This window comes from Pseudomonas sp. Xaverov 259 (genome assembly GCF_019352915.1).
Classification (GTDB): Bacteria; Pseudomonadota; Gammaproteobacteria; order Pseudomonadales; family Pseudomonadaceae; genus Aquipseudomonas.
In genome coordinates this window covers 435,886-456,834 of the sequence record NZ_JAAAFV010000018.1, presented here as the reverse complement: position 1 = coordinate 456,834, position 20,949 = coordinate 435,886, and the positions used below count along the sequence as shown (strand labels likewise).

Below are 20,949 nucleotides of genomic sequence, written 5' to 3'. Positions count from 1 at the left end.
GCCTGCGATGGCGGTGTGTCAGCCCTGAATGTGCAAACTGATACACCGCCATCGCAGGCAAGCCAGCTCCCACACTGGTTCTCAATCACTTTGAGATCCAGCCTGGGAGCAGTGTACTTACGAGGACAGGTACGAAGACCGCGTCAGGCCCAGACGCAACGCATCCAGGAACTGCGTACGCTCGCTGGCACTGATCTTCGCGCTGGCGCACTTGTCACGGTAGTGCGTCATCAACTCCTCCGGCGACAAATGCACGTAGCGCAGCATGTCTTCGATGGTGTCGTGGGTCTCGATCCCGGCGCTGTACACCGAACCGTCTTCACGCTGGTAGATGTTCACCGAGTCGGTATCACCGAACAGGTTGTGCATGTCACCGAGAATTTCTTGATAGGCGCCCACCAGGAAGATGCCCAGCAAGTAATCTTCGCCTTCGTTCAAGCCGTGTACCGGCAAGCTGGTCTCGATGCTCTGCTCGTCGACGTATTGCTTGATCTTGCCGTCGGAGTCGCAGGTCAGGTCTTGCAGCACGGCGCGGCGCAGCGGCTCTTCGTCAAGACGGTGCAGCGGCAGAATCGGCAGCACCTGGCCGATGGCCCAGGTGTCCGGCAGGCTCTGGAACACCGAGAAGTTGCAGATGTACTTGTCGGCCAGCTTGTCGTTGAGTTCGTCCAGCACTTGGCGGTGCGAGCGCTGACGCGCTTTCAACGAGTTATGCAGGCGGCGGCACACGGCGAAGTAGCACTGTTCGGCCAGGGCTTTTTCCGCCAGGGTCAGCTTGCCATCGGCGTACTGGGTGGCCACGTCGCTCATGTAATGGGTGGCACGCCAGTAAGTCTCGGTGACCATCTCGATGTCGGTCGGGCCTAGCAGGTCCACCAGCCATTGCACGGTTTCCGGCAGGCTTTCTTTGTTCTCGATCTGCGGGATTTCGTCGTTGTGCTTTTCAACGTCGGTGACTTGCACCACCAGCATGGCGTGGTGGGCGGTCAGGGAGCGGCCACTTTCGGAGAAGATATGCGGGTGCGGCAGGCTCTGTGCATCGCAGAATTCCTTGAGCATGCCCACAACCACACCGGCGTAATCGTCCATGTCGTAGTTGATCGAGCTGGCGTTACGCGAGTGCGTGCCGTCGTAGTCCACCCCCAGGCCACCGCCCACGTCGATGTGGTCGACCGGCAGGCCGAGGTTGCGCAGTTCGCCGTAGTAACGAATGGCTTCCTTGAACCCGTGCTGGTAGTCGGCCAGGTTGGCGATCTGCGAACCCATATGAAAGTGCAGCAGGCGGATGCCTTGGTCCAGGCCAGCGGCGCGGAAGCGCTCGACCACCGACAGCAATTGCGCCGCCGACAAACCGAACTTGGACTTCTCGCCACCGGTGTCCGCCCATTTGCTCGACGCCAGCGACGACAAACGCACGCGCAGGCCGACCTGCGGCTTGACCTTGAGGGCTGCGGCTTCTTCGATCACCAGGCCGACTTCGGATTCTTTCTCGATCACGATAAACACATTGTGGCCGAGCTTCTGGCCCATCAGGGCCAGGCGGATGAACTCACGGTCTTTGTAACCGTTGCAGACGATGGTGCCGCCCTTGGGTGCCAGGGCCAGCACGGCCAGCAGTTCGGGCTTGGAACCGGCTTCCAGGCCGATCGACACGTTCTGGGTGGCGATGATGTTTTCGATCACCGCTTCCTGCTGGTTCACCTTGATCGGGTACAGCGCGGTGTACTTGCTCTGGTATTCCAGGCGCTCGATGTTCGAATCGAAAGCGCCGGTCAGCTGGCGAACGCGGTCTTGCAGGATGTCGGGGAAACGCACCAGCAGCGGCAAGGACAGGCCGCTTTTGCGCAGCTCGTCGACTTGCTCGTACAGATCAACCGGCGTGCTGTTCGGGCCGTTCGGACGGACTTCAACGCGACCGGCATCATTGATCGCGAAATACCCGGCCCCCCAATGGCGAATCCCATAAACACTGCGGCTGTCCGCAACTGTCCATTGGCTGCCATCGTCTTTGCGTGTGCGTCGTACGGACATCGAAGTCCCCTATATAAAGTCGAAGATCACCACGCCCTTCTTGCAAGGCTGGCGAAGTCTAAAGAATGAAAATGACGATTTGCCTGTAAGGAAGGTAGACCCCACTCGCAGGACAGAGTTTAGACACCGGTCAGGAACAGGCTCTGTGAAAACCATGGAGACGACAGTTCGCGTTCAGCAAACCGGCCATCCGGGTGGGTTTCACAGAGGCTGCTAGCCGCCGGATTTCTTCGCCTTGTAACCCAGCTTGATCAGCTCGGCCAACAGCAACTCGACGTGATCGCCCTGGATCTCGATGACGCCGTCTTTCAACGCGCCACCGGTGCCACAGCGCTTTTTCAGCGTGGTAGCCAGTTCCTTCAGGGGCTCTTCGGCCAGGGGCACGCCGGTGATGGTGGTCACCGTCTTGCCGCCACGGCCTTTGCTCTCGCGTCGCACGCGGGCAATGCCGTCGCCTTCAGGGATCAGGGTCTGTTTGCAGGTACACGAATCCACGGGCTGACGACAGTCCGGGCAGTGTCGACCTGCGTCGGTGGAAAATACCAGGCCACCAAGGGCGGCGAAGGATGCGGCTTTTTTGGCCACCGGCAATCCTCTTGGGAGGACAAAGACTGATCGGAACCCGGCTCTCGTTACAAGAGGCAGCTTACCGACCGCGAAGCCCCACTCAGGCAGGGGCAGCGCTACCGAACCGCCAAGGGTGGTTCGGGTGAAAAGTCGCGCAGTGTAACGGCAAAAAGCCGGCTTGCTAAGAGCCAAATAGCGCCAATTTATGCAACTTTAGCGACGTGAGGCCAGATAGCGCCGCAAGCCCTCTTGAGCATCCGGGCAGTAAGGCTTTTGTTGAGCTTCCTGCAGGACCGTTTCAAGGGGCAGAAACCGTGCTTCCATGACCTCTTCGGGCTGCAAGCGCAATGGGCCGTCCCAGACTGCCGAGTAAGATTTGCACCACAGCCGGCTGCCATCTTCCTCAAAGTAGAAGTGGTCATGCTCAACCAGTTCCACGCCGCCCACGCCGAGCTCTTCTTCCAGCTCACGGGCGGCCGAAACCGCGTAGCTCTCGTCCGCCGCCACCATGCCACCTGCTGCGGTGTCCCAAAACCCGGGATACAGGGCTTTGCTCAGGGTGCGCCGATGCACACACAGCTCACCGGCGGAGTTGAACAAAAAGATAAAGGTGCAACGGCCGATCAGGCCTCGCTGGCGCAGGTCGGACCTGACAAGGTGGCCGAGCAGGTTGTCCTGCTCGTCCACCCAGCAGATCAGCTCGGCATCAGAGGCCACACGGTGTGCAGCCTCGTTGGGAGTAGCGTCCATCATCACCCCTGGTTGAGGAGCTGACGCAAATCTATAACTGCAGCGTTTGCCCGGGAAATATAGTTGGCCATGACCAACGAGTGGTTGGCGAGGATGCCAAAGCCACTGCCGTTAAGAATCATAGGACTCCACACCGGTTCCTGCGAGGCTTCCAGCTCGCGAATGATCTGACGCACGCTGACGGTGGCGTTTTTCTTGGCCAGCACGTCGGCGAAGTCGACTTCAATCGCGCGCAGCAAGTGCGACAAGGCCCACGCCTGGCCACGGGCTTCGTAGAACACGTTGTCGATCTGCATCCATGGGGTTTCCACCACTTCTTCATCGACCTGCGGCACTTCACCCGGCGCCAGGGCTTCGGTTTTCAGTGCGGTGTTGAGTTTCACCCGGCCCACACTGGCCGACAGGCGTTGTGACAACGAACCCAGGCGCGTGGCGACATCGCCCAGCCAGTTGTTGAGGTTGTCGGCGCGAGCATAGAAGAGCGCGCCCTTCTGGTTCGGGTCGGACAGGCGTGCTTCGTAGCGGCTCAGGGAATTGATGCCTTCCTGGTATTCCGACTCACTGGACGGCAGCACCCAGCTCTTGTTGTCGAAGTTGAAGCGTGGCTCGGCCTTGGCCAGGTCCGCGTCTTCAGCCGACTGCGACTGCGAACGGGCAAAGTCTTTACGCAGCGCGCGCGTCAGGTCGCGCACCTGCACCAGCACGCCATATTCCCAGCTCGGCATGTTGTCCATCCACAGGCCTGGCGGGAAACGGTCGTTGGAAATGTAGCCACCGGGCTTGTTCAGCAAGGTGCCGACCACGGTCTTGAGGGTTTCGACGGTGGTGTAGCCAATCACCATCTGCTTGCCTTCCTTCTCGGCGGCGAGCTGGGCGTTTTGCTGGACCGGGAACAGCGCCGGCTCTTCGCTCCAGTACCAACCCAGGCCGCCGGTGACCAACAGGTACAAGGCCAGCACGCTGAGCAGCGCTTTGCTCATCAGCAGGTTGCGAAAGTAGCCGCGTTGGGTCGACTTTGGCTCAGGGGCGGGGCCTTTGGCACTGCCTGCACGGTTTTTCCAGTCCAGCATGGCGATATCCTTTCAATCACTTGAGTTCATGCACGTCAATTGTCCGGGTGCGGTCAAACACTCCGACCACAACCCTACCCCATCGTGCCCATCGGCGCGGGGCTTTTAACCGAAAGTGGCAGGTGGGAGACGTTCGACTATAAAGGATGCACGCTTTTTACGCAGCGCGACCATTGAGTCGATAAATGAATGCCTGAGACTTGTACTTAATTGACGTATGACACTCATGCAATAGAAAAGAGGTGCTAGCATAGAGCCATCAGTCGACCTCAGCATGCACCCTCACTAGTAGTCAGGATATGACCGAGCCAGAAGACCCCAGCCGTGAGCGTCTCAAGCACCATTTTGCCCAGCGGGTAATTCATCAGGCACGTCAAATTCTTGAGATCTGGCAGCGCCTGCAACGCAGCGAATGGTCGAACACCGATTTGTCCGAACTCAGCGAAGCCAACCTGCGCCTGCTGCGCTTTGCCGAGCGTTTCGAACAACCGGAACACGGCCAACTGGCGCGACATATCGGCGAATCGCTCAAGGCGGTGGACGAAAATCGCGGCCGCCTGAGCAGCCAGGTCATTACCGAACTCAACCGCCTGATGCAGCGCCTGTCCCGCACCGGCCTGCGTCAGGGCGACCAGCTGGAACAAACCTTCCTGCCGCCGATGCGCAAGCCCATCTACGTGATGCTGGCCGATCACGACCGCGCCGAACGCCTGGCCAAGCAGCTGGAATTCTTTGGCATGAGCGCCCAGTCACTGGACAGCGTGGCGGCGTTTCGTGCCTCCATGGCCGAGCGCCTGCCGTCGGCGATTGTGATGGATGTGGACTTCTGCGGCGCGGGGCTGGGCCTCAAGTTGGCCGCCGAAGCCCAGGAAGGCCTCGAGCAAAAGCTGCCGCTGTTGTTTTTCAGCCTGCACGAAACCGACACGCCAACGCGCCTGGCCGCCGTGCGTGCCGGTGGCCAGGAGTTCCTCACCGGCACCCTGGAAGCGTCGAGCCTGCTGGAAAAGATCGAAGTGCTGACCTGCGTCGCGCAGTACGAACCTTATAAAGTGCTGATCATCGATGACTCACGGGCACAGGCGCTGCACACCGAACGCCTGCTCAACAGCGCCGGCATCGTCACGCGCACCTTGATCGAACCGATCCAGGCCATGGCCGAGCTGGCGGATTTCCAGCCGGACCTGATCATCCTCGACATGTATATGCCTGCCTGTACCGGCACCGAACTGGCCAAGGTGATCCGCCACAACGACCGCTACGTCAGTGTGCCGATCATTTACCTGTCGGCCGAAGACGACCTGGATAAGCAACTGGACGCCATGAGCGAAGGCGGCGACGACTTCCTCACCAAGCCGATCAAGCCGCGTCACCTGATCACCACCGTGCGCAACCGCGCCGCCCGTGCCCGCAACCTCAAGGCGCGGATGGTGCGCGACAGCCTGACCGGGCTGTACAACCACACCCATATCCTGCAATTGCTCGAAGACTGCAGCTTCCGCGCCCGCCGCGAGAACAAGCCGCTGAGCTTTGCGATGCTCGACATCGACCACTTCAAACGCGTGAATGACAGCCACGGCCACCCGATGGGCGACCGCGTAATCAAGAGCCTGGCGCTGTTTCTCAAGCAGCGCCTGCGCAAGACCGACTACATCGGGCGCTACGGCGGCGAAGAGTTCGCCATCGTGATGCCCGACACCGACCTGGAATCGGCCTGCAAAGTGCTGGACGAAATCCGTGGGCGCTTTGCCGAAATTCATTACCCGGCCCAACCGCAGGATTTATGGTGCACCTTCAGCGCGGGGCTGGTGGAGCTTTGCGACGGTTCCGACAGCCTGATGATGGCAGCCCAGGCCGACGAGGCGCTGTACCGCGCCAAGGACGCGGGGCGCAACCGTGTGCAAGCCGCGCGCACGTCAAAGCAAAGTGCCATCTTTTCACCAGAATCCACTGAATCCGTCATAACTTTGTAATGGAAACGCAATAACTTCAGGCACTTATCTTTTGCTGTCGGTTGAAACCACGCATGCGCCTGAAGCTGCTGACCAATCTCAATACCCTTCTGCTGGTGGCCGTGTGCCTGGCCCTTGGGGCCACGCTTTGGTGGTCGCAACGCGCACTGGAACGGCCGTATCTGTTGATGGAACGCTACCTGGGCCTGTCGCAGACCTTTCAGAACCAGGCCGCGCGCAACGTTGACGACTACCTGTCCAGCGGCGATGCCCTGCGTTTGAGCAGCGCCAGTCAAAGCCTGGAAAACCTCTTGCAGCATCTGGACGAATTGCCCGCAGAGCTTGCGCAAAACCTGCGCCCCAGCCTGGTGGATCTGGACACCTTCAGCAAAACCGACCTGCTCGCCGCCGGCAAACTGGCGGGCGACCCGCAAGCCCTGTTGCTGCAAGCCGAACGTGAGCTGGGCGCGAATCTTGAGCAACTGAGCCAATACGCCACGGGCGTCAACTCACCCGACGCCGCTCGCTACCTGCCGCTCTTGCTGGCGGCGTCCCAGCACGTGGGCAAACTGTCCCTGGCCCGCGACAAACTGGTCAGCAGCGGGCGCGCGGAGTTGGCCGATGACGTGGAACGCGAAGTCGCCAGTATCCGCACCCAGGCCGACCTGTTGGCGGCGCTGCCGTTGCTGGGTGTAAAGGCCAGCAGTGAATCCGGCGCCGATGATTTTTCCGCCATGATGGGCTTGGAAAACAGTGCAAAAGCCGAAGTGCAAGATACTGGCGTCGACCTCAAGCGTGAACTCAACAGCCTGCTGACCCGCTACCCAGCCGAACTCCAGCGTACCCGCGAGCAAATCCAGCAGCGCACCGCACTGGCCGCCGCCACCCACCTGAAAATTGCTGCCGTGCAACAGGCTATTTCCGGCCTCGAGCCGGTGGTGCGTGCCCAACACGCCAGGATCCAGGGTGAAGTGCGCCTGTTACAAGGCCTGATGATCGGCCTGATCCTGCTGATTGCCCTGCTGATCGACACCCTGCAACGGCGCCTGGCACGGGTGCTGACCAATCTGGCACCGGCCCTGTCGACCTGGGCCGACGGTGATTTCAGCCAGCCGATTGCCTTGGGCAAGACCAACCGTGAACTGCACGATATTGAAGCATCGCTGAACCGCCTGCGCGCGTATCTGGTGGACCTGGTGGGCACCATTCGCGGGAATGCCGAAGAAGTCGCCGCTAGCAGCCGCGCCTTGGCCGAGCTGAGCAGCGGGTTGCATGATGGTGCGCAGCGCCAAGCGGGTGATACCGCACAGATCCGCGACTCTCTGGGCGAGCTGGAAGCCACCATCCAGCAAGTGGCCGGCGATGCCAGCCAGGCCGCCGGTGCCAGCCGCAGTGCGGGCCTGGCCGTGGAACAAGGCCAACGGGTGATCGGCCTGAGCCTCACCGGCTTGCATGCGCTGGTGGGTGAAGTGCAGCAAAACGCACAGATGATCGAAAAACTCGCGGAAGAATCCGCCACCATCGGCGGCGTGCTCACCGTGATTCGCTCGATTGCCGACCAGACCAACCTGTTGGCCCTCAACGCCGCCATCGAGGCGGCGCGCGCCGGTGAAGCCGGGCGTGGGTTTGCCGTGGTGGCTGACGAAGTGCGCACCCTGGCCCAGCGCACGGCGGGCGCTACCGCAGAAATCCAGGGTTTGATCACCGGCCTGCAAAGCGCCGCCCACCAGTCGGTGCAAGGCATGCGTGCGCAGGTCGAACACGCCGAAGCCACCGCCCAGCAGGCCCAGGCGGCCGACGGCGCGCTGGATGAAATCGTCGGGGCGATCCAGACCATTTCCGACACTGCCGTGCGCATTGCCGATGTGACCGCGCAGCAGAGTGGTGCCGTCAGTGAGATTCGTGACAATAGCGAAAGGATTCACCAGTTGGGCGAGGATAATTTGCTGCGCATCGGCCAAGGGCGCAGCCAGGGTGAGCATCTGCTGGAACTGGGTGGGCAGCTGAACACTGCCGTGCAAGCGTTTCGCGTCTAATGCGATCGAGATTGTGCCCACGCTCTGCGTGGGCATGCATCCTGTGACGCTCTGCGTCACGATTTTAGAGCGGGACGCAGAGCATCCTGGGCGGCATTCCCACGCGGAGCGTGGGAACGATCAAGATTCCACACTGACCAAATCCAGCCTCACAGTCACAAATTTTGCGCAATCATCGCTAATCGTGCCGCCTACTGCATAGAACTGGACAGTCACAAAGGCTTTGCGGCATAGTCGCCGGGTTCTGACGCACCCACATCAATAACAAGGAACAGCCGATGGCGACCTTACTGGTTCTTCACGGACCCAACCTGAACCTGCTCGGCACCCGTGAACCGGGCGTCTACGGGGCGGTGACCCTGGAACAGATCAACCTCGATCTGGAACGCCGGGCGCGTGAAGCCGGCCACCATTTGCTGTACCTGCAAAGCAATGCCGAGTACGAATTGATTGATCGCATCCATGCCGCGCGTGGCGAAGGCGTGGACTTTATCCTGATCAATCCCGCCGCTTTTACGCATACAAGTGTTGCATTACGTGACGCGCTGCTGGCGGTGAGCATCCCATTTATCGAAGTGCATTTGTCGAACGTGCACAAACGCGAAGCTTTCCGCCATCACTCCTACTTCTCCGACGTAGCGGTAGGTGTGATCTGCGGCCTTGGCGCCAGCGGTTACCGACTGGCCCTGGAGGCCGCCCTGGAACAACTTGAACAACCGGCCAAGCGCCCCTGACCGACCCTTGGGAGTTGATGATTCATGGATATCCGTAAAGTTAAGAAACTGATCGAACTGCTGGAAGAATCCGGTATCGACGAGCTGGAAATCAAGGAAGGCGAAGAATCCGTACGGATCAGCCGTCACAGCAAGACCCCGGCTCAACAGTTCTACGCGCCACAGATGCAAGCACCCGCTCCGGCTGCCGCACCTGCCGCCGCCCCGGCTGCTGCCGCTGCACCTGCTGCCCCAGCCGCGCCTGTGCTGAACGGCTTCGTAGTCAAGTCGCCAATGGTCGGTACCTTCTACCGCACCCCGGCACCGACCTCGCCAGCCTTCGTTGAAGTCGGCGCAACCGTGAAAGTGGGCGACACCATCTGCATCGTTGAAGCGATGAAAATGATGAACCACATCACGGCTGAAAAAGCCGGCGTCATCGAATCCATCCTGGTAGAAAACGGTCAGCCGGTTGAGTACGACCAGCCGCTGTTCACCATCGTTTGAACCGCGGAGCGCCTTCGATGTTGAAACCTGCGAAGAAACTGCAAAAAGTCCTGATCGCCAACCGCGGCGAGATCGCGCTGCGTATCCTGCGCGCCTGTAAGGAAGAGGGCATCAAGACCGTCGCTGTTTACTCGACGGCCGATACCGAATTGATGCACGTGAAACTGGCGGACGAAAGCATTTGTATCGGCCCGCCACTGGCCACGAACTCGTACCTGAAAGTCTCGAACATCATCGCCGCCGCTGAAGTGACCGGCGCTGATGGCATCCACCCAGGCTACGGCTTCCTCGCGGAAAACGCCGATTTCGCCGAACAGGTGGAAAAATCCGGCTTCGCCTTCATCGGCCCTAAAGCCGAAACCATCCGCCTGATGGGCGACAAGGTTTCGGCCAAGGACGCCATGATCGCAGCCGGCGTGCCAACCGTTCCAGGTTCCGACGGCCCACTGCCGGAAGACGAGGCAACCGCCCTGCGCATTGGTCGCGAAGTCGGTTACCCGGTGATCATCAAGGCCGCCGGTGGCGGTGGTGGTCGCGGCATGCGTGTGGTGCACAAGGAAGAAGACCTGATCGAAGCCGCCAAGCAGACCCGCTCCGAAGCGGCTGCCTGGTTCGGCAACCCGATGGTCTACCTGGAGAAGTACCTGACCAACCCACGTCACGTGGAAGTGCAGGTTCTGTCCGACGGCCAGGGCCACGCCATCCACCTGGGCGACCGCGATTGCTCGCTGCAACGTCGTCACCAGAAGGTGCTGGAAGAAGCACCGGCACCGGGCCTGGACGAAACCGCGCGCCAGGAAGTACTGGCTCGCTGCGTCAAGGCGTGCATCGACATCAACTACCGTGGCGCCGGTACCTTCGAGTTCCTCTACGAGAACGGCCGTTTCTACTTCATCGAGATGAACACTCGTGTGCAAGTAGAGCATCCGGTTTCAGAGATGGTCACCGGTATCGACATCGTCAAGGAGATGCTGAGCATCGCCGCCGGTAACGTGCTGTCCTTCACCCAGGACGACGTGAAGATCCACGGCCACTCCCTGGAGTGCCGGATCAACGCCGAAGACCCGAAAACCTTTATCCCAAGCCCTGGCCTGGTCAAGCATTTCCACGCGCCGGGCGGCAACGGCGTGCGTGTGGATTCGCACCTGTACAGCGGCTACAAGGTTCCGTCCAACTACGACTCGCTGATCGGCAAGCTGATCACCTGGGGCGCCACCCGCGACGAGGCCATGGCCCGTATGCGCAATGCCCTGGACGAAATCGTGGTAGACGGCATCAAGACCAACATCCCGTTGCATCGGGACCTGGTACGCGATGAAGGCTTCTGCGAAGGTGGTGTGAACATTCACTACCTGGAACACAAGCTGGCCAACCAGTAAGTGCTCCACCCAACAAAGCCGCCTTCGGGCGGTTTTGTTGTTTGTGGCACACCTGTTCTTATACTCGTTCCCACGCTCCGCGTGGGAATGCCGCCCAGGACGCTCTGCGTCCGTGACGCGGAGCGTCACAAGATGCATTCCCACGCGGAGCGTGGGAACGATCGGGCAAGCCCGGCTCCCACATAAGCCCGCTCGCCACAAACTCGCCGCTCGCGTAAACTTGCGCGCTTTCGCGACCCAGCCGTCGCACACTCATTTTTTCAAAGGTGCCCGCCATGCCTTGGCTGCAAGTCCGTCTCGCCATCAGCCCAGAACAAGCCGAAACCTACGAAGACGCTTTCCTCGAAGTCGGCGCCGTGTCGGTGACTTTCATGGATGCCGAAGACCAACCGATCTTCGAACCGGAACTCAACACCACGCCGCTGTGGTCCCACACCCATCTGTTGGCCCTGTTCGAAGACGGCACCGATGCCGCCGCCGTGCTGGCCCATATGCAATTGCTCACCGGCAGCCCGCTGCCGGAGCATCACAGCGAAGTGATCGAAGACCAGGACTGGGAACGCAGCTGGATGGACAACTTCCAGCCGATGCGTTTCGGCCAGCGCCTGTGGATCGTGCCAAGCTGGCACGCCGCGCCGGAACCGAATGCCGTCAACCTGCTGCTCGACCCGGGCCTGGCGTTCGGCACCGGCACCCACCCCACCACCGCACTGTGCCTGGAATGGCTGGACGGCCAGGACCTGAGCGACTGCAACGTGCTGGATTTCGGCTGCGGCTCGGGGATCCTGGCAATTGCCGCGCTGCTGCTGGGCGCCAAGCAAGCGGTCGGCACCGATATCGACGTGCAAGCCTTGGAAGCCTCCCGCGACAACGCCGGGCGCAATCACATTGCTGAAGGCAAATTCCCACTGTACCTGCCGGAAGATTTGCCCCAGGTGCAGGCCGATGTACTGGTGGCCAATATCCTTGCCGGACCGCTGGTCTCGCTGGCGCCGCAACTGTCGAGCCTGGTCAAGCCGGGCGGGCGTCTGGCGCTGTCGGGCATCCTCGCAGAGCAAGGCGAAGACGTGGCCGCTGCCTACGCCAAGGATTTCGAACTGGACCCGATCGCCAACCGTGATGGCTGGGTACGCATCAGTGGTCGTCGGCGCTAGAATGAGCGCTTGCCTGAATCGGATGGCCGCATGACCGACAGTTTCGTCACCCAGTGCCCACATTGCCAAGCCCGCTTTCGCGTCAGCCACGCACAATTGAGTGTGGCCCGTGGCGTGGTGCGCTGCGGCTCGTGCCTGCAAGTGTTCAACGCCGCTCGCCAGTTGCTGGAGCAGCGCGGCCAGGTGCCTGCGCCTGAGCAGCCGGCCGTTGCCGAGAAAGCCGCCGAGCCGTCCGCCGAGGCCCCACGGGCCATCAGCCAGAAGCAGTGGAACGCCGAAGAGCTGGACCTGGACAACCTGGACCTGGATGAAGAACTGGCCAAGCTGGAACGTCGCCAGGCACCCGCCGACCGGCGCCAGCCTGAAGAGGCCCTGAGCGCCACGCGCGGCACCGCCAAGGCCGAAGAAGAACAGTGGGCCGCCAGCCTGTTCAGTGAACCGCCCGAGGAACGCACCCCAGCGGCCGAAGACGAGCCGGAACCGGCCACTGCGACACGTCAGCGCACCGAACCCTCCATGTCGTTGCGCCTTGACGACATCGACGATGAACCGCCATTGCGCTCGGCGCTTCACGTTGAAGATGACGATATCGACCCGCCGTTCACGCCCTTGACCAAGGCCCTGGACGAACCGCAACCCGAAGATCGCCCGCAACCACGGCGCAAGCGCGCGCGCGCCGAGGCGAGCGTTCACGATGACGTACTCCAGGATCTGGAAGACGACCCGCTGCACCTTTACGCCCAAAAGCGCCCGTCCGGCTGGGGCCGTCGCCTGGTCTGGATCCTGCTGGTGCTGATCGCCGCTGCGGGCCTTGCCGGCCAGTACATCGCGTATCAATTCGACGACCTGGCCCGCCAGGATGCCTACCGCCCATGGTTCCAGCAGCTATGCCCGTCATTGGGCTGCACGGTGCCATCACGGGTCGATATCGCCCATATCAAGAGCAGCAACCTGGTGGTACGCAGCAACCCGGAGTTTGCCGGGGCGCTGGTGGTGGATGCGATCATCTATAACCGGGCAACGTTCTCCCAGCCCTTCCCGCTGCTGGAACTGCGTTTTGCCGACATGAACGGCAGCCTGATCGCCAGTCGTCGCTTCAAACCCGGCGAATACCTGAGTGGTGAATTGGCCGGCGTCAGCGAAATGCCTTCGCAGACACCGATCCACATTTCCCTGGATATCCTTGATCCAGGCAACAAAGCCGTGAATTACAGCCTGAGTTTTCACTCGCCCGAGTGAACCGGCGCAGGTTCTGAGGTTTGACGGCAAATTATTGACTTTGCGCTGCGCAACCAAACCGGCGGCGATAAAGAAATAACTGTTCAGATTTTATCCAATTCAGCCTTTATCCAGTCATCGAGAGCGGGTATCATGCCAACCCTTTTTCGAACTCTAATGATCCGGCCCCACAACAGGGAAGTCCTATGTCGGCGGTACGCATCGGCCCATACACATTGCAAAACGGCTTGATCCTCGCCCCGATGGCGGGCGTCACCGACCAGCCCTTTCGTCAGCTGTGCAAGCGTTTGGGCGCGGGTCTAGTAGTCTCTGAAATGGTCACCAGCGACATGAGCTTGTGGAACACCCGCAAATCGCGGATGCGCATGATCCACGAAGGTGATCCCGAGCCCCGCTCGGTGCAGATCGCCGGGGGTGATGCGCAAATGCTGGCGGATGCGGCCCGAGCCAATGTGGAGTTGGGTGCGCAGATCATCGACATCAACATGGGCTGCCCGGCCAAGAAGGTCTGCAACAAGGCCGCCGGTTCCGCATTGTTGAAAGATGAGCAGTTGGTAGCCGAGATCCTGCAGGCCGTTGTCGCCGCAGTGGATGTGCCGGTCACCCTGAAGATTCGTACCGGCTGGGACCGGGACAACAAAAATGGCCTGACCGTGGCGAAGATCGCTGAACAGGCCGGGATTACAGCGCTGGCGGTGCATGGCCGCACCCGCGCCGACCTTTACACCGGTGAAGCCGAGTACGACACCATTGCCGCGATCAAGCAGGCGGTGTCGATGCCGGTCTTTGCCAATGGCGATATCGATTCAGCCGAGAAAGCCCGGCGCGTGCTGCACGCAACCGGTGCCGATGGCTTGTTGATTGGCCGGGCCGCCCAGGGGCGGCCATGGATTTTTCGTGAGATCGAGCATTTTCTGCGTACCGGCGAAGTCTTGCCGGCACCGGAGTTGGTCGAGGTGGAACGTATTCTGCTAGAGCATCTGGCCGCCCTGCACGCCTTCTATGGAGACGTGATGGGAGTACGCATTGCTCGCAAGCATGTCGGCTGGTATCTCGCAACCTTGCCGGGCGCCAGGGAGTTTCGCGCCCACTTCAATCGTTTGGATGATACGGAAGCACAGTGCGCCAACGTTCGTGAGTTCTTCTGCGAGCGTTACAAGAGCCTGGGGACAGGGGACGGAGAGGGGGTGGCCGCATGACGATGATGACCGAGACTTTAGTGAGTGGAACAGCACCCGTGAGCGACAACGTCAATTTGAAACAGCACCTCAACACGCCGAGCGAAGAAGGTCAGACCCTTCGTGGGAGTGTCGAGAAGGCGCTGCACAATTATTTCGCCCACCTTGAGGGCGCTTCCGTCACGGACGTGTACAACCTGGTGCTCTCCGAAGTCGAGGCGCCGCTGCTTGAAAGCGTGATGAACTACGTCAAGGGCAACCAGACCAAAGCCAGTGAGCTGCTGGGCCTCAACCGTGGCACCTTGCGCAAAAAGCTCAAACAATACGATTTGCTGTAAGCATTCAATCAAACCAGAAAGGCGCCCGCGTAAAAACGGTCGCCTTTTTTGCTGACTCCTTTGCTTTTGATGGAAATTGAAATGACCGACCAGACCACCCGCCTGCCGATCCGCCGCGCCTTGATCAGTGTCTCCGACAAGACCGGGATCCTCGAATTTGCCCGGGAGCTGGAAGCCCTGGGCGTGGAAATCCTCTCCACAGGCGGGACCTTCAAACTGCTGCAGGACAACGGCGTGGCCGCAGTAGAAGTCGCGGACTACACCGGTTTCGCAGAAATGATGGACGGTCGGGTCAAGACCCTGCACCCTAAAATCCACGGTGGGATCCTCGGTCGTCGCGGTATCGATGACGCCATCATGAGCGAACACGGCATCAAGCCGATCGACCTGGTGGCGGTTAACCTTTACCCGTTCGAAGCCACCATCAACAAGCCAGGCTGCGACCTGCCGACCGCCATCGAGAACATCGATATCGGCGGCCCGACCATGGTTCGCTCGGCTGCCAAGAACCACAAAGACGTGGCCATCGTGGTTAACGCCAGCGACTACGCCAACGTACTGGAAAGCCTGAAAGCCGGCGGTTTGACTTACGCCCAGCGCTTCGACCTGATGCTCAAGGCGTTCGAACACACCGCCGCCTACGACGGCATGATCGCCAACTACATGGGCACCGTGAACCAGGCCGCCGAAACCCTGAGCACAGAAGGCCGCAGCCAGTTCCCGCGCACCTTCAACAGCCAGTTCATCAAGGCCCAGGAAATGCGCTACGGCGAGAACCCGCACCAGAGCGCGGCGTTCTACGTTGAGGCCAAGCCTGCCGAAGTCGGCATCGCCACCGCGACCCAACTGCAAGGCAAGGAGCTGTCCTACAACAACGTGGCCGACACCGACGCCGCGCTGGAATGTGTGAAGAGCTTCGTCAAGCCAGCCTGTGTGATCGTCAAGCACGCCAACCCGTGCGGCGTGGCCGTGAGCCCGGACGCAGAAGGCGGCATTCGCCAGGCCTACGAACTGGCCTACGCCACCGACACTGAATCGGCGTTTGGCGGCATCATTGCCTTCAACCGCGAACTGGACGCCGAGACCGCCAAGGCGATCGTCGAGCGCCAGTTCGTTGAAGTGATCATTGCCCCTTCGGTGAGTGAAGAAGCGCGCGCCATCGTCGCCGCCAAAGCCAACGTGCGCCTGCTGGCCTGCGGCGAGTGGTCGGCTGACCGCGCCGCTGCCTGGGACTACAAGCGTGTCAACGGTGGCTTGCTGGTGCAGAGCCGCGACATCGGCATGATCGGCAGCGAAGACCTCAAAGTCGTGACCAAGCGCGCCCCGACCGAGCAAGAGATCAACGACCTGATCTTCGCCTGGAAAGTCGCCAAGTACGTTAAATCCAACGCCATTGTCTACGCCAAGAACCGCCAGACCATTGGTGTCGGCGCCGGCCAGATGAGCCGCGTGAATTCGGCGCGTATCGCCGCGATCAAGGCTGAGCATGCAGGCTTGCAGGTCGTGGGTTCGGTGATGGCTTCCGACGCGTTCTTCCCGTTCCGTGATGGCCTGGACAATGCCGCGAAAGCCGGTGTGACCGCCGTGATCCAACCGGGTGGCTCGATGCGTGATGCTGAAGTGATCGCAGCCGCTGATGAAGCTGGCATCGCGATGGTCTTCACCGGCATGCGCCACTTCCGCCACTGATTGATCGTTCCCACGCTCCGCGTGGGAACGCAGCCAGGGACGCTCCGCGTCCCTCGGACGCAGAGCGTCCGTAGAGGCATTCCCACGCAGAGCGTGGGAACGATCATCCTAACGAGGTTTTTGAAATGAATGTTTTGATCATTGGCAGCGGTGGCCGTGAACACGCCCTGGCCTGGAAAGTTGCCCAGGACCCACGTGTCCAGAAGGTTTTCGTCGCACCCGGCAACGCCGGCACCGCCATTGAAGCCAAGTGCGAAAACGTCGCTATCGACGTGCTGGCCCTTGAGCAGCTGGCCGACTTCGCGCAAAAGAATGTTTCCCTGACCATCGTCGGCCCGGAAGTACCGCTGGTTGCCGGCGTTGTGGACCTGTTCCGCAGCCGTGGCCTGGACTGCTTCGGCCCAACCGCCGGTGCCGCGCAGCTGGAAGGTTCCAAAGCCTTCACCAAGGATTTCCTGGCTCGCCACAAGATCCCGACGGCCGACTACCAGAATTTCACCGAGATCGAGCCGGCCCTGGCTTACCTGCGTGAAAAAGGCGCACCGATCGTGATCAAGGCCGATGGCCTGGCCGCCGGTAAAGGCGTGATCGTCGCCATGACCTTGCAGGAAGCCGAAGACGCCGTACGCGACATGCTCGCCGGTAACGCGTTTGGTGATGCAGGCTCGCGTGTGGTGATCGAGGAGTTCCTCGACGGCGAAGAAGCCAGCTTCATCGTGATGGTCGATGGCAAGAACGTGCTGCCGATGGCCACCAGCCAAGACCACAAACGTGTGGGTGATGGCGACAGCGGCCCGAACACCGGCGGCATGGGTGCCTACTCCCCTGCCCCGGTCGTCACCGCCGACGTGCACAAACGCGTGATGGACCTGGTGATCTGGCCAACCGTGCGCGGCATGGCCGACGAAGGTAATGTGTACACCGGTTTCCTCTACGCAGGCCTGATGATCGACAAAGCCGGCAACCCGAAAGTCATCGAGTTCAACTGCCGCTTCGGCGACCCGGAAACCCAACCGGTGATGCTGCGTCTGCAATCGAGCCTGGTGCTGCTGGTGGAAGCCGCATTGGCCCAGGCCTTGGACAAGGTTGAAGCGCAGTGGGACCCGCGTCCAAGCGTTGGCATCGTGCTGGCGGCCGGTGGTTACCCTGCCGACTACGCCAAGGGCGATGTGATTGAAGGTCTGGATGCGGCTGCTACGCTGGAAGGCAAGGTGTTCCATGCGGGCACCGCGCTCAAGGACGGCAAAGTTGTAACCGCAGGTGGCCGTGTATTGTGCGCCACCGCAATGGGTGCCAGTGTCGACGCCGCGCAGCAGCAGGCGTACAAACTGGCGGCAAAAATTGACTGGAAAGGCTGCTTCTACCGCACGGACATCGGCTATCGCGCCATTGCCCGTGAACGCGGCGAGAGCAACTGAACAGCTACGCTTGCGTAGCTATCCGTTCGGTTAGGTAAGGGCCTTTGGCCCTTGCCGTACCCATGTCGCCCCGCGCATAGTTAACCCGTGCATCAACCTACGAAGGGATTTCGCCGTGCGCTGGCTCAGGATCGCCATAGGTTTTACAGTCAGCTTGCTGACCCTGCTCTGCTTGTTCCCGGCCCAGGCCGCCGCGCAAGGCAGTGGTTGGGCAGTATTGCTTGATGAACAGGCCGACCTGCAACTGAGCGACATCCGCTCCGCCCGCTACACCAATCAATTCAGCCCCATCGAACTCGACCGGATTACCGCTGCGCAGCCGGACGGTGCGCTGTGGGTACGCTTCAAGCTGCAACCCGGCAAGCACGAACAAGTGCTGCGCGTATTCGCCCCGGACCTCTCGCACCTGAACCTGTATGTGCTCGACGGCGACATGCTGGTGGAGCAGCAAAGCACCGGTACGCGCCAGCCCCAGGCGGAACGCCCGCTGCCCAGCAGCGATTTCATGCTGCCGATGCCCCAGAGCCAGAAGCCCCTTGAGGTGTACCTGCGCCTGGTCTCGGAACACGAACTGCGCCCCTATATCACCCTGGAACCGGCCGTGCTCGCCGCCGCCGACCAGACCCAGACGCTGATCTACGGCCTGCTGTTCGGCTGCCTGCTGATGCTGATCCTGCACAACCTCACACGCTTCGCCTACCACCGCTCGCGCAGCAGCCTGTGGCTGGCGGCCTGCGAAGTACTGTTGATGCTGAGCCTGGCGCTGCTCCTCAATCTGGTGGGGCCGTGGCTGCCGAACTGGCACGCAGTGCAGACCCCGGGCGCCTACCTCGCACTGCTGCTGACTGCGCCGTGCGGGCTGATGTTTGCCTATCGCTTCTTCATGCCCCTGGGCCCGCATCCGCTGAACAAGCTGTTGATGGCCGACATCCTGCTGATCGTGCTGTGCGGCCTGCTGCTGTTGTTCGTCAACACCCTGCCGCTGAACATCATCACCTACGCGCTGGTCGCCCTGGCGGGCTTGAGCATGTTGTTTGTCTCGGCCTACCACTGGCAGAAAGGCTACCGGCCGGCGCGCTTGTTTGTGGTGGCGATGGTGGTGTTCAACATCGGCACCCTGATCATCCTCCCCGCCCTGCTGGGCCTGACGCTGGTGGCGCCGCAAGGTTTGATTGTCACCCTGCTGAGCTTTATCTGCCTGAGCGGTCTGCTGATGAGCCTGGCCCTGGGCGAGCGCCAGCGCGCCATTGTCGAAGCACGCTTCAGCCTCAGCCGCGACCTGGCGGCCAGCAACGCCGAAATAGCCGCCAAGGCCGAATTTCTGGCCAAGATCAGCCACGAAATCCGCACCCCTATGAACGGTGTGCTGGGCATGACCGAGTTGCTGCTGGGCACGCCGCTGTCGGTGAAGCAGCGTGACTATGTGCAGACCATCCACAGCGCCGGCAATGAACTGCTGACGCTGATCAACGAGATTCTCGACATCTCCAAGCTCGAGTCCGGGCAGATCGAACTGGACGATGTGCAATTTGACCTCAACGCGCTGATCGATGACTGCTTGAGCATCTTCCGCGCCAAGGCCGAGCAGCAGAACGTCGAACTGATCAGCTTTATCCAGCCGCAGGTGCCGCGCGTTATCAGCGGCGACCCCACACGCCTGCGCCAGGCGCTGTTGAGCCTGCTGGAAAACGCCCTGCAAAAAACCGATGAAGGCGAAGTGCTGATCGTGGTCGCCCTCGACGAACGCAGCACCAAGCCGCGCCTGCGCATCGCCGTGCAAGACAGCGGCCTGCCGATGGACGCCGCCGAACGCGACGCACTGCTGCACAGCGAACTGCACAGCAAGAACTTCCTCTCGGCCACCCGCCTGAGCGGCCACCTGGGCCTGGTCATCGCCCGCCAGTTGATTCTGTTGATGAACGGCGAGTTCGGCATCAAGAGCGGCAGCCACCAAGGCAGCACCCTGTGGCTGACCCTGCCACTGGACCCGGAGCGCCTGGAGCACCCGACGTCCGACCTCGACGGGCCGCTCAAGGGTGCGCGGGTGTTGGTGGTCGATGACAACGACACCTGCCGCAAAGTGCTGGTGCAGCAATGTACCGCCTGGGGCTTGAACGTCAGCGCTGTGCCGTCCGGCAAAGAAGCCCTGGCGCTGCTGCGCACCAAGGCGCACCTGCGTGATTACTTCGATGTGGTGCTGCTGGACCAGAACATGCCCGGCATGACCGGCATGCAACTGGCGGCGAAGATCAAGGAAGACCCGAGTCTTAACCACGACATCCTGCTGATCATGCTCACCGGCATCAGCAATGCGCCGAGCAAGATCATCGCGCGCAACTGCGGGATCAAGCGCATCCTCGCCAAACCGGTGGCCGGCTACACGCTCAAGACCACCCTGGCTGACGAACTGACCCAACGCAGCAAAGGTGCAATAGCGCCGCGCCCTATGCTCAACGCGCCGGCAGCGGTGACCGTGCCGAGTGATTTCAAGATCCTGGTGGCCGAAGACAACAGCATCTCCACCAAAGTGATTCGCGGCATGCTCGGCAAGCTCAACCTCAACCCGGACACCGCCAGCAACGGCGAAGAAGCGCTGGAGGCAATGAAGGCCCAGCGTTACGACCTGGTGTTGATGGACTGCGAAATGCCGATCCTCGATGGCTTCTCGGCCACCCAGCAATTGCGCGCGTGGGAAGTCAGCCATCAGCGTATTCGCACACCCGTGGTTGCGCTCACGGCGCATATCCTCACGGAACATAAAGAGCGCGCACGCCAGGCCGGCATGGATGGGCATATGGCCAAGCCGGTGGAATTGTCGCAGTTGCGTGAGCTGGTGGAGTTTTGGGTGGCGCAGCGTCAGCAACGCCCGGAACACGCCCCGTCTTAACCTGGAACACATAGGAGCAGGCTACTGTGGCGAGCAGGCTTGCC

General features: G+C 61.2%; 16 protein-coding genes. 12 read left to right on the top strand and 4 right to left on the bottom strand.

Going from position 1 to position 20,949, the window contains the following annotated elements; translation table 11 throughout:
- Positions 1 to 117: 117 nt before the first annotated feature.
- The 4 genes from speA to K0H48_RS04975 form a co-directional block, all read right to left on the bottom strand.
- Positions 118 to 2,031, bottom strand: coding sequence for an arginine decarboxylase (gene speA, locus K0H48_RS04990; protein ID WP_138817034.1), 1,914 nt, complete (start codon positions 2,029 to 2,031; stop codon positions 118 to 120).
- A gap of 213 nt (positions 2,032 to 2,244) precedes the next feature.
- The gene (locus tag K0H48_RS04985; protein WP_219266640.1) at positions 2,245 to 2,616 is read right to left on the bottom strand and encodes a translation initiation factor Sui1; all 372 of its coding nucleotides are present in this window, start codon (positions 2,614 to 2,616) and stop codon (positions 2,245 to 2,247) included.
- A 195-nt stretch (positions 2,617 to 2,811) separates the two neighbouring features.
- Positions 2,812 to 3,348: an NUDIX hydrolase gene (locus K0H48_RS04980; RefSeq protein WP_219266638.1), complete on the bottom strand. Its 537-nt coding sequence runs from the start codon at positions 3,346 to 3,348 to the stop codon at positions 2,812 to 2,814.
- Positions 3,349 to 3,350: 2 nt separating this feature from the next.
- Positions 3,351 to 4,418, bottom strand: a complete 1,068-nt coding sequence (locus K0H48_RS04975; protein ID WP_017136740.1) for a DUF2333 family protein — start codon at positions 4,416 to 4,418, stop codon at positions 3,351 to 3,353.
- Between the two features lie 299 nt (positions 4,419 to 4,717).
- On the opposite strand from K0H48_RS04975, the gene K0H48_RS04970 reads away from it, so the two are divergent.
- The 12 genes from K0H48_RS04970 to K0H48_RS04915 all read left to right on the top strand — a co-directional run bounded on the left by K0H48_RS04970 (position 4,718) and on the right by K0H48_RS04915 (position 20,905).
- Complete coding sequence (locus tag K0H48_RS04970) at positions 4,718 to 6,388, top strand: PleD family two-component system response regulator (RefSeq protein WP_219266636.1); 1,671 nt, start codon at positions 4,718 to 4,720, stop codon at positions 6,386 to 6,388.
- Positions 6,389 to 6,441: 53 nt separating this feature from the next.
- A complete protein-coding gene (locus K0H48_RS04965) occupies positions 6,442 to 8,403 on the top strand; it encodes a methyl-accepting chemotaxis protein (protein WP_219266635.1) in 1,962 nt (653 codons plus the stop codon).
- 278 nt (positions 8,404 to 8,681) lie between these two features.
- Positions 8,682 to 9,137 (top strand): type II 3-dehydroquinate dehydratase, encoded by a 456-nt coding sequence (gene aroQ / locus K0H48_RS04960; protein WP_017136743.1) that lies wholly within the window; start codon positions 8,682 to 8,684, stop codon positions 9,135 to 9,137.
- Positions 9,138 to 9,161: 24 nt separating this feature from the next.
- Positions 9,162 to 9,623 (top strand): acetyl-CoA carboxylase biotin carboxyl carrier protein, encoded by a 462-nt coding sequence (gene accB, locus K0H48_RS04955; protein ID WP_122718896.1) that lies wholly within the window; start codon positions 9,162 to 9,164, stop codon positions 9,621 to 9,623.
- A 17-nt stretch (positions 9,624 to 9,640) separates the two neighbouring features.
- The gene (gene accC, locus K0H48_RS04950) at positions 9,641 to 11,002 is read left to right on the top strand and encodes an acetyl-CoA carboxylase biotin carboxylase subunit (RefSeq protein WP_017136745.1); all 1,362 of its coding nucleotides are present in this window, start codon (positions 9,641 to 9,643) and stop codon (positions 11,000 to 11,002) included.
- Between the two features lie 275 nt (positions 11,003 to 11,277).
- Positions 11,278 to 12,156, top strand: a complete 879-nt coding sequence (gene prmA, locus K0H48_RS04945) for a 50S ribosomal protein L11 methyltransferase (RefSeq protein WP_219266633.1) — start codon at positions 11,278 to 11,280, stop codon at positions 12,154 to 12,156.
- Between the two features lie 30 nt (positions 12,157 to 12,186).
- Complete coding sequence (locus tag K0H48_RS04940; protein ID WP_219266631.1) at positions 12,187 to 13,395, top strand: DUF3426 domain-containing protein; 1,209 nt, start codon at positions 12,187 to 12,189, stop codon at positions 13,393 to 13,395.
- Positions 13,396 to 13,580: 185 nt separating this feature from the next.
- On the top strand, positions 13,581 to 14,594 hold the full coding sequence (dusB, locus tag K0H48_RS04935) for a tRNA dihydrouridine synthase DusB (protein ID WP_219266629.1): 1,014 nt from the start codon (positions 13,581 to 13,583) through the stop codon (positions 14,592 to 14,594).
- On the top strand, positions 14,591 to 14,911 hold the full coding sequence (gene fis, locus K0H48_RS04930) for a DNA-binding transcriptional regulator Fis (protein WP_003221275.1): 321 nt from the start codon (positions 14,591 to 14,593) through the stop codon (positions 14,909 to 14,911). Before dusB ends, fis begins: the two co-directional genes overlap by 4 nt.
- Positions 14,912 to 14,992: 81 nt before the next feature.
- A complete protein-coding gene (purH, locus tag K0H48_RS04925) occupies positions 14,993 to 16,600 on the top strand; it encodes a bifunctional phosphoribosylaminoimidazolecarboxamide formyltransferase/IMP cyclohydrolase (protein WP_219266627.1) in 1,608 nt (535 codons plus the stop codon).
- Positions 16,601 to 16,725: 125 nt separating this feature from the next.
- The gene (gene purD / locus K0H48_RS04920; RefSeq protein ID WP_138817042.1) at positions 16,726 to 18,018 is read left to right on the top strand and encodes a phosphoribosylamine--glycine ligase; all 1,293 of its coding nucleotides are present in this window, start codon (positions 16,726 to 16,728) and stop codon (positions 18,016 to 18,018) included.
- 115 nt (positions 18,019 to 18,133) lie between these two features.
- Positions 18,134 to 20,905: a hybrid sensor histidine kinase/response regulator gene (locus K0H48_RS04915; protein ID WP_219266626.1), complete on the top strand. Its 2,772-nt coding sequence runs from the start codon at positions 18,134 to 18,136 to the stop codon at positions 20,903 to 20,905.
- The last annotated feature ends 44 nt before the right edge of the window (positions 20,906 to 20,949 follow it).

Excerpts from the sequence above, each read along its gene's own strand:
- K0H48_RS04970 (WP_219266636.1), top strand. The coding sequence starts at position 4,718 with ATGACCGAGCCAGAAGACCCCAGCCGTGAGCGTCTCAAGCACCATTTT.
- aroQ (WP_017136743.1), top strand. The coding sequence starts at position 8,682 with ATGGCGACCTTACTGGTTCTTCACGGACCCAACCTGAACCTGCTCGGC.
- K0H48_RS04940 (WP_219266631.1), top strand. The coding sequence starts at position 12,187 with ATGACCGACAGTTTCGTCACCCAGTGCCCACATTGCCAAGCCCGCTTT.
- purH (WP_219266627.1), top strand. The coding sequence starts at position 14,993 with ATGACCGACCAGACCACCCGCCTGCCGATCCGCCGCGCCTTGATCAGT.
- K0H48_RS04965 (WP_219266635.1), top strand. The coding sequence starts at position 6,442 with ATGCGCCTGAAGCTGCTGACCAATCTCAATACCCTTCTGCTGGTGGCC.
- accC (WP_017136745.1), top strand. The coding sequence starts at position 9,641 with ATGTTGAAACCTGCGAAGAAACTGCAAAAAGTCCTGATCGCCAACCGC.
- prmA (WP_219266633.1), top strand. The coding sequence starts at position 11,278 with ATGCCTTGGCTGCAAGTCCGTCTCGCCATCAGCCCAGAACAAGCCGAA.
- purD (WP_138817042.1), top strand. The coding sequence starts at position 16,726 with ATGAATGTTTTGATCATTGGCAGCGGTGGCCGTGAACACGCCCTGGCC.
- accB (WP_122718896.1), top strand. The coding sequence starts at position 9,162 with ATGGATATCCGTAAAGTTAAGAAACTGATCGAACTGCTGGAAGAATCC.
- K0H48_RS04980 (WP_219266638.1), bottom strand. The coding sequence starts at position 3,348 with ATGGACGCTACTCCCAACGAGGCTGCACACCGTGTGGCCTCTGATGCC.
- speA (WP_138817034.1), bottom strand. The coding sequence starts at position 2,031 with ATGTCCGTACGACGCACACGCAAAGACGATGGCAGCCAATGGACAGTT.
- fis (WP_003221275.1), top strand. The coding sequence starts at position 14,591 with ATGACGATGATGACCGAGACTTTAGTGAGTGGAACAGCACCCGTGAGC.
- K0H48_RS04975 (WP_017136740.1), bottom strand. The coding sequence starts at position 4,418 with ATGCTGGACTGGAAAAACCGTGCAGGCAGTGCCAAAGGCCCCGCCCCT.
- dusB (WP_219266629.1), top strand. The coding sequence starts at position 13,581 with ATGTCGGCGGTACGCATCGGCCCATACACATTGCAAAACGGCTTGATC.